This is a genomic window from Amycolatopsis sp. NPDC102522, assembly GCF_055584485.1.
The window spans coordinates 286,214-305,756 of sequence record NZ_JBVJLY010000001.1; the positions used below are offsets into that span (position 1 = coordinate 286,214).

Genomic DNA, 19,543 nt, shown 5'->3' on the forward strand with positions numbered 1-19,543 from the left:
GTGTCAATCAGGAATTGCCGTCGAGCGCGATCTTCACCAGGTTGTCGAGATCCATCGAGTCGAGGAGATCCCCGTCCCCGGACTGGTCCGGCGAATCCGGGTCCGTCAGCCCGGCCAGTCGCAGCAACGTGCCGCTGAGCCCGGCCTCCCGCAGCGCGGCCGGCGAGATCAGGGCCAGCGCGCGGCGGAGCTGCCCGTCCTCGTCGGACTCGCCGGACTCGTCGCCGTCCCCGGCTATCTCCGCGGCCAGGTGCACGACGAGCGCGTCCGGGCTCGGGTGGTCGAACACGGTGCTGGCGGGCAACGGGACCCCGGCCGCCGCGGCGAGCCTGTCCCGCAGTTCCACCGCGGTGACCGAGTCCAGCCCGAGGTCGCGGAACGGGCGCGCGGGACCGATGTCGCCGCCGCCCGGCAGCTGGAGCACCGCCGCGGTCTCGGCGCAGACCAGGTCGAGCAGGGTGCGCCGGAGTTCGGCCGGGCTCATCCCGGCCAGCTCGTCCCGGCGCCCTGGCTCAGCGGCCGCGGCCGGTCCGGTGGCGGCCTCCGGCAGCGTGTCGAACAGCCGGGCAGGCCGGGCCGAGGTGAACACCGGCAGAAATCGTGACCAGTCGACGTCGGCGATGGTCACCGTGGCGTCCCCGGCGCCGACAGCCCCGGCCAGCGCGAGGAGCGCCCGCTCGGGCGCCAGCCCCGCCAGCCCGAGCCGCCGCAGCTGCTCGCCGCCCTCGCCGTCGGCCATGCCGCCTTCGGCCCAGGGGCCCCAGGCGATCGCGGTCCCCGGCAGCCCGTCGGCGCGTCGCTGCTCGATCACCGCGTCGAGCGCCGCGTTGGCGGCCGAGTAGCCGCTTTGCCCGGCGCTGCCCCAGATCCCGGCGATGGAGGAGAACACGACGAACGCGTCGAGGTCCCGATCGCGGGTGAGTTCGTGCAGGTGGACCGCACCGGCGACCTTGCCGTCGAGCACCTCGGCGAAGTCGGCCGCCGAGGTCTCGCCCAGCGGTGCCGAACGGGACACCCCTGCCGCGTGCACCACCGAGTCCGGCCCGGCGGGCAGGCTCTGGAGCAGGGCGGCGACGGCGTCGCGGTCGGCCACGTCGCAGGCGGCGACCGTGACCTCGGCGCCGAGTCCGCGCAGTTCCTCGGCGAGGTCCCCGGCACCGGGCGCGTCGGCGCCCCGCCTGCTGGTCAGCACCAGGTGACCGGCACCGTTGCGCGCCGCCCATCGAGCCACCCGCGCGCCCAGCGCGCCGGTGCCACCGGTGATCAGGACCGTGCCCGACGGCCGCCAAGCCGTGGCTCCCGCCGGTTTCACGGACCGGACGAGCCGCCGGGCGAACGTCCCGGTGGACCGTACGGCCACCTGGTCCTCGTCCCCGGTGAGCGCGTCCAGCACCCGCTCGGCGGCACGGTCGTCACAGTCGGCGGGAAGGTCGACGAGACCGCCCCACCGGTCGGGGAGCTCCAGCCCGGCCACGCGGCCAAGGCCCCAGGCCTGTGCCTGCGCGGGGTCGGCGAGCCTGTCGCCGCCGCCGGTGGTCACCGCTCCCTGGGTGAGCAGCCACAGCGGCGCGTCGAGCCCGGCCGTCCCGAGCGCTTGGATCAGGGCGAGGGCTTCCGTCGCCGCGTGTGCGCCCGCGGGCAGCAAGGCGGCGACACCGGTGTACTCGCTTCCCCAGCGGCCGGAGTCCGACGGCAGCGGAAGGGTCCGGACCTCGGCGCCGAGTGCCCGGCTCACCGCTTCGGCGGCCGGGTGGCCGTCGGCGGGCACCAGCAGCAACCAGGAACCGGTGACTCCCCCGCCCCGCCGTTCGGGCAGCCGTTGCCAGCTCACGCGATACCGCAGTCCGTCCACAACGGACTCGTCGCGCTGCTGCCGCCGCCACTCCGCTATCGCCGGGAGCACCGCGCTGAGCGGCTGGTCCACGTCGAGGCCTTCCGCCAAGGAACCGAGGTCTTGGCGTTCCACCGCCGCCCAGAACCGGCTGTCCACTTCGGACGATTGCTCCAGTGGGGTGGTGGCCGGGGCGTCGAGCCAGTACCGCTGCCGCTGGAAGGCGTAGGTCGGCAAGTCGACCCGGTTGGCCGGGCCGAAGTACGCGGCCCAGTCGACCTCCCCGCCGCTCGCCCACACCTTTCCCAGCGCACCGAGCGCCGCACGCGACTCGTCACGCTCGCCGCGCAGCACCGAGGCGAAAGCGGCCTCGGTCCCCTGCTCCGGCAGGCACTCACGGGCCATCGCGGAAAGCACCCCGTCCGGCCCGAGTTCGAGCCACGTCGTCACCCCGGCATCGGTGAGGAGGCCGACCCCGTCGGCGAACCGGACGGCCTGACGGACGTGCGCGGTCCAGTACGCGGGCTCGGAAAGTCCCGTGGCGAGCTCACCGGTCACGTTCGAAATGATCGGGATCCGCGGCTCCGCGAAGGTGAGCCCGCCGAGGACCTCGGCGAACTCCGCGAGCATCGGCTCCATCAAGGCCGAGTGGAACGCGTGGCTGACGGTCAGCCGCTTGGTCCGGCGGCCCTGTGCGGTGAAGCCGTCCGCCACCGCGAGCACCGCGGCTTCGGCGCCGGAGATCACCACCGAACGCGGCCCGTTGACCGCGGCGACGTCCACCGCGTCCGGTACGGCTTTCAGCTGCACCAGTACTTCGTCCTCGGTGGCCTCGACGGCCAGCATCGCGCCGCCGGACGGCAGCGCCTGCATGAGCGACCCGCGAGCCGCCACGAGCGTGGCCGCGTCCGCGAGCGAGAACACACCGGCGACGTGCGCGGCGGCGATCTCCCCGATGGAGTGCCCCAGCAGGAAGTCCGGGCGGACGCCCCAGGACTCGACCAGCCGGAACAACGCGACCTCGAGAGCGAACAGCGCCGCCTGGGTGAAACGGGTCTGGTCGAGCAGATCCGGTTCGTCTTCGAGCACCGACCGCAGCGACCGGCCGAGCTTCGGGTCGAGTTCCGCGCAGACGGCGTCGAAGGCTTCGGTGAACACCGGGAACTCGCGGTACAGCTGCGAACCCATTCCCTGGCGCTGAGCGCCCTGGCCGGTGAAGAGGAAGGCCAGCTTGCCGGTGTTCGCGGTCCCTTCCGCCACGCTTGCCAGTGCTTCCCCCGCCGCCACCGCGCCGAGCCCGGCGGCCGCGCTCGCGGCGTCCTCGATGAGCACCACCGCGCGGTGTTCGTGAGCGGCGCGGGATGCGGCGAGCGACCAGCCGAGGTCGACCGGGTTCGGGGCCGTGCCGGTGAGGACACGGGCCCGGAGCCTGTCCGCCTGGGCTCGCAGCGCGGGTACCGACTTGGCGGAGAGCACCCACGGCACCAGCGGCCGGTCCGCCGTCACCGCGGCGGGCGGCGCTTCCGGTGCTTCTTCGAGGACGGTGTGCGCGTTGGTCCCGCTGATCCCGAACGAGGAGACCGCCGCCCGGCGCGGGGTCCCGTTCCGGGTCCACGGCTGGGCTTCGGTGAGCAGTTCCACCGCGCCCGCCGACCAGTCCACATGCGGTGACGCCTGGTCGGCGTGCAGTGTCTTCGGCAGCACCCCGTGCCGCATCGCCATGACCATCTTGATGATGCCCGCGACGCCCGCCGCGGCCTGGGTGTGCCCGAGGTTCGACTTGACCGACCCCAGCCACAGTGGCCGGTCGCGGTCCTGCCCGTAGGCGGCCAGTAGGGCCTGCGCCTCGATCGGGTCGCCCAGCGAGGTTCCGGTGCCGTGCGCCTCCACGACGTCCACATCGGACGGTGCGAGGCCGGCCCCGGCCAGCGCCGCCTTGATCACCCGCTGCTGCGAGGGACCGTTGGGCGCGGTCAGCCCGTTGGACGCGCCGTCGGAGTTGACCGCGCTGCCCCGCACGATCGCGAGTACGGAGTGTCCGTGCCGCCGGGCGTCGGAAAGCCTTTCTACGACCAGCATTCCGGCGCCTTCGCCCCAGCTCGTGCCGTCGGCGTCGGCCGAGAACGGCTTGCAGCGCCCGTTCGCGGCCAGCCCGCGCTGGCGGCTGAAGTCGATGAAGGCCGCAGGGGTGGCCATCACGGTCACGCCACCGGCCAGCGCCAGGTCGCATTCGCCGGTGCGGAGGGACTGCATGGCCAGGTGCAAGGCCACCAATGAAGACGAGCACGCGGTGTCCACGGTGACGGCGGGGCCTTCCAGCCCGAGGGTGTAGGCGATGCGACCGGACACGATGGACGCCGCGTTGCCGGTCAGCGCGTGTGCCTCGGTCTCCGCCGACGCGTTCTGCAGGACACTGGCGTAGTCCTGGCCCATCGTCCCGGCGAAGACGCCGGTGGCGGTGCCGCGCAGGGCGGTGGCGTCCAGTCCGGCGCGTTCGAAGGCCTCCCACGCGGTCTCCAGCAGCAGCCGCTGCTGGGGGTCCATCGCCAGCGCCTCGCGGGGCGAGATGCCGAAGAACCCGGGGTCGAACTCCGTGGCGTCGTGCAGGAACCCGCCCTCGACGGTGTAGGTCGTGCCCTCGTGGGCGGGGTCCGGGTGGTACAGCGCCTTGGCGTCCCAGCCGCGGTCGGCCGGGAACTCCGAAATCGCGTCGCGGCCCTGGAGCAGCAGATCCCAGAACTCCTCCGGCGAATTCGCTCCGCCGGGGAAACGGCAGGCCATGCCGACGATGACGATCGGGTCGTCCGTGACCGCCTGCCGCCGCACCGGTGCGGCGGCGAGGGCGGGCTGGGTGCCGAGCAGTTCGGTGCGCAGGTACGTCCCGAGCACCGCCGGGCTGGGGTAGTCGAAGATCAGCGTGGCCGGCAGTTTCGCGCCGATCGCGGAAGCCAGCCGGTTGCGCAGTTCGACCGAGGTCAGCGAGTCGAAACCGAGGTCCTTGAACGCCTGCAGCGGTTCGATGCGGTCCGCCGAGGCATACCCGAGCACGATCGCCGCGTTGGCCCGCACCAGGTCGGTGAGCCGCTTGTCCTGTTCCGCCGGGGAGAGCCCGGAAAGCTCGCCCACCAGGGAACTGCCGTCGCCCGCCTTACCGGAGGCGGCGCGCCGGGCAGACGGCCGGGCGAGTCCCCGGAGCAGCGCCGGTACGGCCGTGTCTCGCAGGGAGGCCGGGTCGAGCGGTGCGGGGACCAGCAGAGACGCGGCCCGCGCACGGGCGGCGTCGAACAGGGCAAGCCCCTGTTCCGGACGGATCGCGGCGCTGCCGGACCGGGCGGTGCGGGCGCGGTCGGCGACACCGAGGGTCGCCCCCATGCCGCCGTTTTCCTGATCCCACAGGCCCCACGCCAGCGACAACCCCGGCAAACCGTGTGCCCGGCGGTGAGCGGCCAGAGCATCCAGGAAGACATTCGCCGCCGAGTAGTTCGCCTGACCGGGATTGCCGAACACTCCCGATGCCGACGAGAACACCACGAACTCGGCCAGATCGCTGTCTTTCGTCAACTCGTGAAGATTCCATGCCGCGCCCGCCTTCGGACTCAGCACCCCGGCGACGCGGTCGGCAGTCAAGGACTCCACGACCCCGTCGTCCAGCACGCCCGCGGTGTGCACCACCGCCGTCAAGTCCACAGTGGACAACATTTCAGCCAACGCGTCACGATCCGCCACGTCACACGCGACCACCGAAACCTCGGCACCCAGACCGGTCAGCTCATCAACCAACGCATCCGCACCCGGAGCCGCCACACCACGACGGCTCACCAGCAACAGTTTCCGCGCACCCTGACCGACCAGGTGCCGGGCCACCAGTGCGCCCAGATTCCCGGTACCGCCGGTGATCAACACCGTTCCCGCCGGATCAAGCGGCCGCGGCACGCTCAGTACGACCTTGCCCACGTGCTTCGCCTGCGACATGAACCGGAAAGCCTCCGGCGCCTGCCGCACATCCCACACCCGAGAAGGCAAGGGAGACAACGCACCGGCCTCGAACAACCCGACCAGCTCGGTCAACATCTCACCGATCCGCACCGGACCGGCCTCGATCAGGTCAAAGGCCCGATAGACAACACCGGGGAACTCGGCCGCGACCTCGCCCGGCTCACGAACGTCGGTCTTGCCCATCTCCACGAACCGGCCGCCACGCGGCAACAACCGCAGCGACGCGTCGACGAACTCACCGGCCAGCGCGTCGAGGACCACATCCACACCACGACCTTCGGACGCAGCAAGGAACTTCGCCTCGAAGCCGGTGTCCCGTGACGACGCGACGTGGTCGTCGGCCACACCCAGCGCACGAACCGCGTCCCACTTACCCGCACTCGCCGTCGCGAAGACCTCGGCACCCCAGTGCCGGGCCAGCTGCACCGCGGCCATGCCCACCCCGCCAGCCGCCGCGTGCACCAGCACCGCGTCCCCCGACCTGACGTCGGCCAGATCACGCAAAGCGTAGAACGCGGTGAGGAAGACCAGCGGCACCGAAGCAGCGTCCACAAAGGACCATCCGGCCGGAATCCTGGCCAGCATCCGGGAGTCGGCCACCGCCACCGGGCCGAAGGACGCCGAGATCAGGCCGAGCACGCGATCGCCCGGAGTCAGCCCGGTGACCTTCGCACCGACCTCCAGAACCACCCCGGCGCCTTCCATGCCCATGAGACCGGCGTCGCCGGGATACATGCCCAGCGCGTTCAGCACGTCACGGAAGTTCACCCCCGCGGCCCGCATGGCGACGCGCACTTCGAGTTCGCCCAACGGTTCCCGCGCGGCAGGCCAAGGCAGCAGGCTGAGGTTCCCCAGCGTGCCCTTGCCGACGCTGTCGAGGCGCCAAGGTCCGTCCGCGGGCGCCGCCAGCTCGGCGGTCCGGGAAACGCGGGCAAGGCGTGGCACGAAAAGCTCGCCGCCCCGCACCGCGATCTCCGGCTCGCCGGAGATCGACAGCGCCAGCCCGAGGGACCGCGGGTCTTCGTCGACGTCCACCACCAGCACGCGGCCGGGGTGCTCGGACTGGACACTGCGCAGCAGGCCGTGGACCGCGGCGGCGGGGAGGTCGCGAACATCCTCGCTCGCACTTGTCGCGACCGCGCCGCGCGTCCGAACCACCAGCAGCGAGTCCTCGAAAGCCTTGTCGCGCAACCACTCTTGGACGAGTTCGAGCGTCGACGAAGTCAGTTCACCCGCGGCCGCGCCGTCGGCCGCACAGTCGACCACCACGATCGGGGGCACTTCGCCGTTCAGTTCCGCGAGGTCCGCGAGCACCGTCACCTCGGTGTCCACGGCAGGTCCGGCCGGGAGCGCGACCCAGTCGACCGTCCACAAAGTGTCCGCCGGGATCGCCGAGTCCCGTACCGAATCGGCGGTCACCGCGCGCAGGGCCAACGAGCCGACTTCGGCGACCGGTGCCCCTTCGGCATCGGCGACCAGCACCGACACCGCGTCCGGCCCGGCCGGGCTGAGCTTGACCCGTACGGCCGTGGCCGAGGTGGCGTGCAGCGCCACGTCGCTCCACACGAACGGCAGGAAACCCGCGCCCGCGTCGGAGACGAACCCGCCGAACCCGATTCCGTGCAACGCGGCGTCGAGCAGCGCGGGATGCAGACCACACCGGGCCGCCTCGGAATGCTCTTCCGACGGCAGCTCGACCTCGGTGTAGACGTCGTCCCCGAGCGTCCACACGGCACGCAGGCCGCGGAAAGCCGGGCCGTAGCGGAAGCCCTCGCCGAAACTTTCGTAGAACTCACCGAGCCCGGCCGGTACCGCGCCGGGCGGCGGCCACTCGGTCAGCGCGCCCGGCTGCTCTGTCGATAGCGCGGCGACCAGCGTGCCGAGGGCGTGCTGAGTCCACTCCTCCCCGTCGGCGTCGCGACGTGAGTAGATCGCGATTTCCCGGCCGGTCCCTTCGTCTGCCGGGCGCAGGACCACCTGGAGCCGCACCCCGCCGGTCTCCGGCAGGACGAGCGGCGCCGACAGCGTGAGCTCGGCGAGCCGGTCGTATCCGGTCCGTTTCCCGGCCTGCAGCGCCAGTTCGACGAACGCGGTCCCCGGCAGGAGCACCCTGTCACGGACCACGTGGTCGGCCAGCCAGCCGTGGGTGGCCAGCGCGAGACGTCCGGTGAGGACCAGTTCGCCGTCCGCGACCTCCACCGCCGCCCCGAGCAGCGGGTGGTCGGCGCTGCCGAGCCCGGCCGCCGTGAGGTCGCCGTGCCCGCCCATGCCCTTCGGCCAGAAGTGTTCGTGCTGGAAAGCGTAGGTGGGCAGTTCGACCCGGTTGCCGGTGAGCAGCGCTGTCCAGTCCACCGCGATCCCGCGGGTGTGCACCGCGCTCACCATGCCCAGCGCCGAACGCACTTCGGGCCGGTCCGCGCGCAGCACCGGCACGAACAGGCTTTCCGTGTCGGGCAGGGCCCGCTGGGCGAGTCCGCTCAACACCCCGTCGGGGCCCAGTTCGACGAAGGTGGTCACGCCCTGGGCGGCCAGTTCCCCTACACCGTCGGCGAACCGCACGGCGGCGCGGACGTGCTCCAGCCAGTACCCGGGTGAGGCGAGTTCGGTGGAGACGGCCCCCGTCACGGTGGACACCAGCGGAATCGCCGGTTCGTGGTAGGTCAGGGTGGCGAGCACTTCGGCGAACCCGGCGAGCATGGGCTCCATCAACGGCGAGTGGAACGCGTGGCTGACCGCGAGCCGCTTCGTCTTGCGGCCCTTGGCCGCGAACTCCGCCGCGATCCGGCACACCACGTCCTCGGCGCCCGAGAGGACCACCGAATCGGGACCGTTCACCGCGGCGACCCCGAACTCGCCGTCCGGTTCGAACTCGTCCTCGGTCGCTTCGACCGCCACCATCGCCCCGCCGTCGGGCAGCGCCTGCATCAGCCGTCCGCGGGCGGTGATCAGTTTGCCCGCGTCCGCCAGGGAGAACACGCCCGCGACGTGGGCCGCCGCGACCTCGCCGATCGAATGCCCCAGCAGGAAGTCGGCCCGGATCCCCCAGGATTCGGCCAGCCGGTACAGCGCGACCTCGATCGCGAACAGGGCGGGCTGGGAGAATTCCGTCCGGTTCAACGCTTCGGCGTCGCCTGCCACGACCTCACGCAGCCCCGAAGGCAAGTGGGCGCAGGCAGCGTCGTACGCCTCGGCGAACACCGGGAACTCCGCGTACAGCTCGCGTCCCATGGCCACCCGCTGGGCGCCCTGGCCGCTGAACAGGAACGCGAGCTTGCCCCGTACTGGCGTCCCGGCCACCACAGCGGCCGAGGACTCGCCGTCGGCCAGCGCGGTCAGCGACCGCAGCAGTTCGTCCTTGTCCTCGCCCAGCAAGACCGCGCGGTGCTCAAGCGAGGCCCGGGTCGTCGCCAGCGAGAACGCGACATCGGCCAAGTCCGTCGGAGAGTCCACAAAGGAGCGCAGCCGCGTCGCCTGTGCTCGCAGCCCGTCAGCGGTCTTCGCCGAGAGAACCCAGGGCAGTACCGACGGTGCGGCGGTCTGCCGGGCCGGAGCCTCGTCGGGCGCCTGCTCGATGATGGTGTGCGCGTTGGTCCCGCTGATGCCGAACGAGGAGATCCCCGCCCGTCGCGGACGCCCGGCCGACGGCCAGGCCTTGGCCTCGGTGAGCAGTTCCACCGACCCGGCCGACCAGTCGACCTGCGACGAGGGCGAGTCCACGTGCAACGACTTCGGCAGCACACCGTGCCGCATCGCCAGCACCATCTTGATCACGCCCGCGACCCCGGCCGCGGCCTGCGTGTGCCCCAGGTTCGACTTCACCGACCCCAGCCACAACGGTTCGTCCCGGTCCTGGCCGTAGGTCGCCAGCAGCGCCTGCGCCTCGATCGGGTCGCCCAGCGCGGTGCCCGTGCCGTGCGCCTCGACAACGTCCACATCGGACGGTGAAAGGCCGGCGCTCGCCAGCGCCGCCCGGATGACCCGCTGCTGCGAAGGACCGTTCGGCGCGGTCAAGCCGTTCGAGGCGCCGTCGGAGTTCACCGCGCTGCCTCGCACCACCGCGAGCACGGGGTGGCCGAGCCGCCGGGCGTCCGACAACCGTTCTACCAGCAGCACTCCGGCGCCCTCGCCCCAGCCTGTGCCGTCCGCGGCCTCGGCGAAGGGCTTGCACCGGCCGTCGGCGGCGAGACCGCGCTGACGGCTGAATTCGACGAACGTCGCCGGGGTGGCCATCACCGTGACGCCCCCGGCCAGCGCGAGATCGCATTCGCCCTGCCGGAGCGACTGGGCCGCCAGGTGCAACGCGACCAGCGAGGACGAACAAGCGGTGTCGACGGTGACCGCGGGGCCTTCCAGCCCCAGGACGTAGGCGATCCGGCCCGAGACCACCGCACCCGCCGTGCCGGTGAGGACGTGCATCTCCGTTTCCGCCGGCGCGTTCTTCAGCACGTTCGCGTAGTCGGACCCACCCGCACCCGCGAACACACCGGTGGCGGAGCCGCGCAAGGACAGGGGGTCGATACCCGCCCTCTCCAGCGCCTCCCACGAGGTCTCCAGCAACAGCCGCTGCTGCGGGTCCATCGCGAGCGCTTCACGCGGGGAAATCCCGAAGAACGCGGGGTCGAAGTCGGCGGCGCCGGCCACGAAGCCGCCGTCGACGGTGTACATCGTCCCGGCTTTGTCCGGGTCGGCGTCGTAGAGCCGGTCGATGTCCCAGCCGCGGTCGGCGGGCATGGGGCCGATCGCGTCGGCACCGTCTTCGAGCAGCCGCCACAGCCCGTCCGGGCCGTCGATGCCGCCCGGCAGACGGCAGGCCATGCCGACAATGGCGATCGGTTCGTCGGTCACCCCGGCGGTGGTGCGGACCGGTGCGGCGGTTCCCGCGGCGCCACCACGCAACTCTTCGTCGAGGAAGCGGCCGAGCACGATCGGCGCCGGGTAGTCGAAGACCAGGGTCGCCGGTAGCTTCAGGCCTGTCGCGGCACCGAGCCGGTTGCGCAGTTCGATCGCGGTCAGCGAGTCGAAGCCGAGTTCCTTGAACGCGCGGCCGGGATCGACGCTGTCGGCCGAACGGTGCGCGAGCACCACCGCGGCCTCGGCGCGGACCAGATCCACCAGCGCCTGCTCACGGTCCACATCGGACAGTCCGGCCAGCCTTCGGACGAGCTCACCGCCCTGTGCCGTCGCCGCGGCCGAAGCGGTCCGCCGGAAACCGGCGGACACCAGGCCGCGCAGCAACACCGGGAGAGTGCCCGCGCGGGCCTCGGCACGGAGTGCGGCCAGATCGAGTGGCGCGGGCACGAGCGTCGCGTGGGGACCGCCGCGGCCGACGTCGAACAACGCGAGCCCCTGCTCGCTCGACAAGGCCGTGCTGCCGCCGCGTTCCAGCCGGGCGCGGTCGGTCTCACCGAGTCCCGCGGTCATCCCGCTGGCTTCCGCCCACAGCCCCCACGCCAGTGCGGCGGCGGGCAGGCCGGTGGCGCGGCGCTGCTCGGCCAGCGCGTCGAGGCAGGCGTTGGCCGCCGCGTAGGCGCCCTGCCCCGGGCTGCCGAAAACCCCGGCACCGGAGGAAAAGAGCACGAATTCGGCGAGGTCGAGGTGTCGGGTCAGCCGGTGCAGCACGAGGGCCGCGTCCGCCTTGGGCCGCAGCACCGCGGTGAGCCTGTCGTCGTCGAGCGACGGGATGATCCCGTCGTCGAGGACCCCCGCCGCGTGGACCACGGCGGTGAGCGGGTGCCCGGCCGGGATCTCCGCCAGGAGCGTGCCCAGCTGGTCGGGGTCCGCGACGTCGCACGCCGCGATACGGACTTGTGCGCCGAGTTCGGTCAGCTCGGCTTCCAGCGCGGGGGCGCGGCCGGTGCGGCTCGCCAGCAGCAGATGTCGCACGCCGTGCTCGGTGACCAGATGCCGGGCGACCAGCCCGCCGAGCGTGCCGGTGCCGCCGGTGATCAGGACGGTGCCCTGCTCGTCGAGCGGGCGCGGCACCGTGAGCACCACCTTGCCGATGTGCTTGGCCTGGGAAACGAACCGGAACGCCTCCGCGCCCCGGCGGACGTCCCAGGTGCGGATCGGCAGGAAGTCGAGCGCGCCCGCGTCGAACAGGGCCAGCACCTCGCCAAGCATCTCGCCGATCCGCCGCGGACCGGCGTCGCCGAGGTCGAATGCCTGGTAGCGCACGCCTTCGTGGGCGGCGGCGACCGCTTCGGGTTCGCGGACGTCGGTTTTGCCCATCTCCAGGAACCGGCCACCGCGCGGCTGCAGGCGCAGCGACGCGTCGACGAACTCGTTCGCGAGCGCGTTCAGTACGACGTCCACCCCGCGGCCGCCGGTGGCCGCGAGGAACTTGTCCGCGAAGTCGAGGTCCCGGGAGGAGGCGAGGTGGTCGTCGTCGATGCCGAGACCCCGCAGAACCGGCTGCTTGGCGGCGCTCGCGGTGCCGAAGACCTCGATGCCCCAATGCCGCGCCAGCTGCACGGCGGCCATGCCGACACCGCCCGCCGCCGCGTGCACCAGCAGCGATTCCCCCGCGCGCAGACCGGCGAGGTCCCGCAGCGCGTAGAAGGCGGTGAGGAACACGACCGGGACCGAAGCCGCCTCGGTGAAGCTCCAGTGCTCGGGCATGCGCACGACCGTGCGGGCGTCGGTGACCGCGAGCGGGCCGAAACCGCCGGGCAGCAGCCCGAGCACCCTGTCGCCGACAGCGAGCCCGGTGACCGCCGAGCCGAGTTCGGTGACGACCCCGGCGCCTTCGACGCCGATGAGCCCGGCGTCACCGGGGTACATGCCGAGCGCGTTGAGCACGTCACGGAAGTTCAGGCCCGCCGCGCGGACCGAAACCCGGACCTCCCCCGGCGCCAGCGGCGCGGCGGCCTCGGGGCACGGCAGCAGGGCGAGCTCGGCCAGGGTGGTCTTCCGGCGGCTCTCCAGTCGCCACGGACCGGCTGGCGGCACGGCCGGCGGCTCGGCCCTGACCAGCCTCGCGCCGAACAACTTCCCGTCGCGGACAGCCACCTCGGGTTCGCCGGAGGACAACGCGGCCACGACGGACGCGTGGCCGTCGTCCGCGTCGATCTGCACGACCCGGCCGGGATTCTCCTCGCGGACCGAGCGCAGCAGTCCCCAGACGGCCGCGGCGGCGGGCTCCGGCGCGGCGTCCTCGCCGGTGGTCACCGCGTTGCCGGTGAGCAGGACGAACCGGGTGTCCGCCAGCGCTTCCTCGGCGAGCCAGTCCTGGACCAGCCGCAGCATCCGGCCGACCTGCCCGGCGAGGTCCGCCGTCGTCGCGGTGAACGGGACCACCGCGTAGCCGGGCAGCCCGTCCCGGGCCGCCAGTTCCGCGAAACCGGTGAAGTCGTCGCCGAACACGGCGACGGACGGCTGCGCATCCCCGGCGGGAATCGGGTGCCAGTCCAGCCGGAACAGACTGTCGCGATGCCGGTCGGTCGGCGCGTCGGCGGCCAGCGGGCGCAAGGTGAGAGAGCCGATCTCGGCGACCGGTTCGCCGGCTCCGTCCGCGACCAGCACGGCGACGGCGTCGGTCCCGGCCGGGCTCAGCCGGACCCGCAGCGAAGCGGCGGCCACCGCGTGGACCACGACGTCGGTCCAGGCGAAGGGGAGTTTGCCCGCGGTGCCACCGGGGATCAGGTCGCCGAACGCGAGCGCGTGCAGCGCGGCGTCCAGCAGGGCCGGATGGACCGCGAACCGGTCCGCGTCCGCCTTGGCTTCGGACGGCAGTTCGACCTCGGCGAACACGTCGTCGCCGAGCCGCCAGACGGCCCGCAACCCCTGGAACGGGGGCTCGTAGGCGAATCCCTGGCGCGCGGCATCCGCGTAGAAGTCGCCGAGGTCGACAGGCTCGGCTTCCGGCGGGGGCCAGGTGGCGAGGGTATCGGCCGTCCGACGGGGGCCTGAGCTGAGGGAACCCGCCGCGTGCCGGGTCCAGGCGGCGTCCGGATCGTCCTCGGGCTGGGAGAACAGGCCGAGTTCACGGCGTCCGTGCTCGTCCCGGCCGCCGATCGACACCTGCAGCCGGGTGCCGCCGGTTTCCGGCAGGTAGAGCGGTGCCTCGATGATCAGCTCGTCGACCTGGTCGCAGCCTGCCCGGTCGCCTGCCTGGACGGCGAGTTCCACGAACGCGGTGCCGGGCACCAGTACCCGCCCGTGCACCGCGTGCCCGGCGAGCCAGGGATGGGTGGCGAGGGACAGGCGTCCGGTGAGGACGGTCTCCTCACCGGCGGCGAGTTCGATCACGGCACCGAGCAGCGGATGCTCGGTCGCGGCGAGCCCGAGCCCGGTCGCGGCGGACCGCTGGTTTGACGCGGCCGGGGCGTCGAACCAGTACCGGTCGTGCTGGAAGGCATAGGTGGGCAGCCCGATCCGGCGACCGCTGACCAGCGCGGTCCAGTCCACCGGGACGCCGCGGGTGTGCAGTGCGGCCAGCGTGGTGATCGCGGTGCGCACCTCGGGTCGATCGGCCCGCAGGAACGGCACTAGAAGGGCTTCAGTGTCGGAGAGGCAGCCTTGGGCCATCGCCGTCAGCACGCCGTCGGGTCCGATTTCGGCGAACCGGGTCACGCCCTGTGCCGCCAACGTTCGGACGCCGTCGGCGAAACGCACCGCCTGACGCACATGATCAAGCCAGTACCGCGGTGACGCCAAGTCCGCGGCGAGCCCACCGGACACAGTGGACACCACCGGAATCACGGCCTCATTGAACGTGATCCCGGTGAGGACTTCGGCGAACTCGGCGAGCATCGGTTCCATCAACGGCGAGTGGAACGCATGACTCACCTCAAGCCGCTTCGTCTTACGACCCTTGGCCGCGAACTCTTCAGCAAGAGCGACAACCGCAGACTCGGCACCCGAAATCACCACCGAATTCGGACCATTCACCGCCGCGATCCCGAACTCCGCCGTCGGCACGAACTCGTCCTCAGTCGCCTCGATAGCAACCATCACGCCACCAGCGGGCAACGCCTGCATCAACCGGCCACGAGCGGACACCAGCTTGCCCGCGTCCTCCAGGGAGAACACCCCAGCGACATGCGCGGCCGCGATCTCACCAATGGAATGACCCAGCAGGAAATCAGGACGCACTCCCCACGACTCGACAAGTCGATACAACGCAACCTCAAGAGCGAACAACGCAGGCTGCGCGAACTCCGTACGGCCAAGATCACCTAACGGCGGCAGAAACTCGCATGCCGCATCAAAAGCTTCAGCGAAAACAGGGAACTCCGCATACAGCTCCGCCCCCATACCCAACCGCTGCGAACCCTGACCAGCGAACAAAAACGCGGTCTTGCCGCGCGTCGCGATACCGGTCACCACGTCCGGTGACGTCGTCCCCTCGGCCAGGGCCGTGATCGCGGCGAGGAGATCCTCGTGGCCTTCGCCCAGTACGACCGCTCGGTGTTCCAGCGACGACCGGGTGGTCGCCAGCGAGAACGCCACGTCGGCGACGTCCGCCGACGGGCCGACGGCCTGCCTCAGCAGTCCGGCCTGGTCCCTCAGCGCCTCCGGCGTTTTGGCCGAAAGCACCCACGGAACCACCGCCGGGCCGTTCGGCGAGAGATCCGCGGACTCGACCTCCGGCGCCTGTTCGAGTACGACGTGGGCGTTGGTCCCGCTCATGCCGAACGACGAGACACCGGCGCGGCGGGGCTGCCCGGTCTCCGGCCACGGCCTGGCTTCGGTCAGCACCGAGACCGCGCCCGCGGTCCAGTCCACTTGGGACGTCGGCGCGCTGACATGCAGCGTCTTCGGTAGTACACCGTGCCGCATGGCCATGATCATCTTGATCACGCCCGCGGCACCGGCGGCCGCCTGCGTGTGGCCGATATTGGACTTCACCGAGCCCAGCCACAGCGGTGCCGCCCGATCCTGCCCGTACGCCGCGATCAGCGCCTGCGCCTCGATCGGGTCGCCAAGAGAGGTACCCGTGCCGTGCGCCTCGACAGCGTCCACATCGGACGGTTTGAGACCGGCGCTGTCGAGCGCGGCGCGGATGACCCGCTGCTGGGAAGGGCCGTTGGGGGCGGTGAGCCCGCTGCTGGCGCCGTCGGAGTTGACAGCGGTGCCGCGGACCACGGCGAGTACGGTGTGCCCGTTGCGCCTGGCGTCGGAGAGCCGTTCCACCAGGAACATGCCGACGCCTTCGCTCATGCTGGTGCCGTCGGCGCCTTCACCGAACGCCTTGCAGCGCGCGTCGGTGGCGAGCCCGCGCTGACGGCTGAAATCCTGGAACGTGGCCGGACTGGGCATGACGGTGACCCCGCCCGCCAGTGCCAGATCGCATTCGCCCGCCCGCAGCGCACGGACAGCCAGGTGCAGCGTGACCAGCGACGAGGAGCACGCGGTGTCCACGGTCAGGGTGGGGCCTTCGAGGCCGAGGGTGTAGGCGATCCGGCCGGAGGCCATGCTGCCGACGTTGCCGTTGCCGACGTAACCCTCGAGATCGGCGGGGAGCTCGGCGCCGGAGAACCGGCTCAGGTAGTCGAAGTAGGCGACGCCGGAGAACACGCCTGTCCGGCTGCCGCGCAGTGACGCGGGCACGATCCCGGCGTGTTCGAGCACCTCCCAGGAAACCTCGAGCAGCAGCCGCTGCTGGGGGTCCATCGCCAGCGCCTCACGCGGCGAGATACCGAAGAACCCGGCATCGAAATCGGCGGCGTCGGGCAGGAACCCGCCTTCGCGGACGTAGCTGGTGCCCGGCCGGTCGGGGTCCTCGTCGTAGAGCGCCTCGAGATCCCAGCCGCGATCGGCGGGGAAGGGGCCGATCGCGTCACCACCGGCGCGGACCAGCTCCCAGAGGTCCTCGGCGGAGCGCACCTCGCCGGGGAACCGGCAGCCGATGCCCACGATCGCGATCGGCTCGTTCTCCGACTCTTCGGCCGACTGCAGCCGCTGGCGCGTTTGCGCCAGCTCCGCTGTCACACGTTTGAGGTAGTCCCGAAGCTTCTGCTCATTGCTCACTCAACACCACCTCTTCACGACGAACCACCCACGCGCGCGGCCCGCGCGAAAACCCCGCAGCCTGACCGCGTCCGCGGGAATCCGCGAAACAAAGAATTGCCCGTACACGCACGTTTCCCCAGAATTCCCGCTGAGAATATTTGCGCCGAAGAGGGACCGACAACCCCTAACCGCCCCCTAGCACCGCGAGGAACCGCGAACACGCGAGTTCCGCCTCCAATCACGCGAGTTCCGCTCCCAGTCACGCGAGTTCCGCCTCTGGACACGTGTGTCCCGCGCCCAGGCACCTCACGGTGGAGCCGGTGTCGTGAAGGCCTCCTTCCCTACGCTCAAGGTAGGGAAGGAGGCCTTCACGGATCTGCTACCCGCGGAATCCGGCTAGCAGGGGCAGACCCGGTAATAGACGGTGTAGGTCGCCGGTTGCTCGGGTGCCTTGATGATGCGGCTCGCCCCGGCGCCGTCGCCCCACTTGTCGAACACCAGCTCGTACGGTGGGATCTCGATCTTGCCGGCGGCGCTGACCGAGAGCGCGGTGCCGACGATGACCTTCACCGTCGAGTCCGTCACCACGCCGTAGTTGCCGACGGTGACCCCGATGCCCGGCGGGTCGGATTTGAACGTGACGTCCACGGTCTGCGGCTGCAGCTCGATGGTCTTGGTGCTGACGTTGCCGTCGGAGTCGGTGGCGGTGAGCGTCAGCTCGAGGTGCGACGGGTAGGGGTGGTCGGGCGCGGCGAACTCACCCGAGGCCGTGCCCGGGAACGTCTCGATGTCGTGGCTGTGGCAGTGGCCGTCCCCGGCGCAGTGCCGCATGGTCAGCTTCCAGTCCAGCGCCGAGGCGGGCAACGGGCCGTCCTGGGCGTCGGAAGCCCCACCGGAGAAGGAGATCCGCTGGCCGACCTGCCAGGTGAGCGTGGGAGCCGGCGTGGTGATCACCGGGACCGGCTCGGGCGGCGGAGCGTTGTCCACCACCACGTCGACCTTGGCCGTCGAGCTCTTGCCGCCAGGGTCGGTGACCTTGAGCGCCGGGCGCACGAACTGCTTCTTCAGGTAAAGCCAGCTCGCCACCGGCCCCGTCCGGTCGTCGAACTGGCCGTCGCCGTCCAGGTCCCATTCGTACCGGAGGCGCGCGCCTTCGGGGTCGGTGGAGCCGCGGCCGTCGAACCGCACGAACAGCGGGGACCGCCCGGCGGTCGGCTTGGCCTTGATCACGGCCTGCGGCGCGACGTTCGGGTCGTTGTCGTAGCTGATCCGGCGCAGCTCGCCGGTGTCGACCGAGACGTAGTACAGGCTGCCGCCTGGCCCGAACGCCAGCTGCACCGGCACCCCGAGACCGCTGGCGAAGGTGGTCACCTTGGCCGGATCCGGTGCGCCCTGCGCGTCCTTGCCCATCACCCAGATGCAGCCGCGGGTGCTGTCGCTGAAGAACAGCGAATTCCGGTACGGCTCAGGAAGGGTCTGGCCGTCGGCGAAAGCGAACCCGGACAACGACGCACCGCTGGTGTTGGGGCAGGTGTCGTCCGGCGAAACCTTGGCACCGCCGGCGTACTGCAGAACCGGCTTCTGATCGCCGCCCTCCGCGTAGAGGGAGTCGCACAGCTTCAGCCCGGCGGCCTTCCAGCCGGGATGCGGATCCTTGCCCTCGAAGCAGGGCCAGCCCATGTTGGGCGCCTTCGCCGGGTCCGGGGTGAACCGGTTGATCTCGTCCGCCAGCGTCTCGCCGACGTCGCCGAGCCAGACCTCACCCGTCTGCGGGCGCACGGTGAACCGGAACGGGTTGCGCATGCCGTAGGCCACGATCCGGCGCGCGTTCTCGTCGGCGCTCGACGCGTACGGGTTGCCGGGCACGCCCTGGCCGGTCAGCGGGTCGACGCGGATCACGGTGCCGTTGAGCACCATCGGCTCGCCGCCGGGGCGGCGCGGTGACTGCGAGCGCAGCGAACCGCCACGGGCGTCCGGAATGGTCAGGTTGGTGCCCGCGCCGCCCGGTGGGTCGGCACACGGGTTCTTCTGCTGGCCGTAGTCGACGAAGTTGAAGCTGGCGCCTTCACCGGCGCTGGCGTACAGCAGGCCGTCGGGACCGAAGGCGATCGTGTCCGCGGTGTGGCTGGGGTACTGCTGGCACCAGCCGCTGACGAGCGTCTCCGGCGCACCGGCGATCCCGTCTGCGCCCATCGTGAGCTTGACGATGCGGTTGGTCACCACGCAGCCGTCCTCGGTGTACCCGGGCGGCGACGGGCACTTGTCGTTCCACTTCGGCGCGGTCTCCCCCGGCGGCGCGTCGTAGGTGTAGAGCGCGTAGACGTAGGGCTGTTGCGGGAACTTCGGGTGCACGGCCAGGCCGATCAGGCCGCGGTCCCAGCCGTCGAACACCTCGGTCCGCAGATCGGCGAAGACCTTGCCTGTCGCGGCATCGACGGAATCCCGGACCCGGATGATCCCCGACTTCTCCGCGATGAAGGTCTTGCCGTCCGGCGCGAACGCCACCGCGGTCGGCTCGGTGAGGCCCGAAACCACGGTCTGCTGGGCGAATCCCGGCGGCAGCTTGCTCGGGGGGTCGTGCTGGGCCTCGGCCGGGCGCAGCACCGATTCGTCGGGCTGGCGCGCCGGGACCGGCGGCGCCGCCTGAGCGGTCTGGCCGCCGACGCCGGAGACCAGCGTGGTCCCGAGCAGCGCCGCGACCAGCAGCGCGGACGGCCGCAATCGCCGTCGTGTCATCTTTCGCATCACATTCAGCCTCGATCT

Annotated in this window: 2 protein-coding genes; both read right to left on the reverse strand. The window is 71.6% G+C overall.

Annotated elements, in window-relative coordinates; translation table 11 throughout:
• Nucleotides 1-7: 7 nt before the first annotated feature.
• Complete coding sequence (locus ACZ6YV_RS01135; protein ID WP_465507734.1) at nt 8-16,798, reverse strand: type I polyketide synthase; 16,791 nt, start codon at nt 16,796-16,798, stop codon at nt 8-10.
• A gap of 378 nt (nt 16,799-17,176) precedes the next feature.
• On the reverse strand, nt 17,177-19,525 hold the full coding sequence (locus ACZ6YV_RS01140; protein ID WP_465507735.1) for a PQQ-dependent sugar dehydrogenase: 2,349 nt from the start codon (nt 19,523-19,525) through the stop codon (nt 17,177-17,179).
• Between the last annotated feature and the right edge of the window lie 18 nt (nt 19,526-19,543).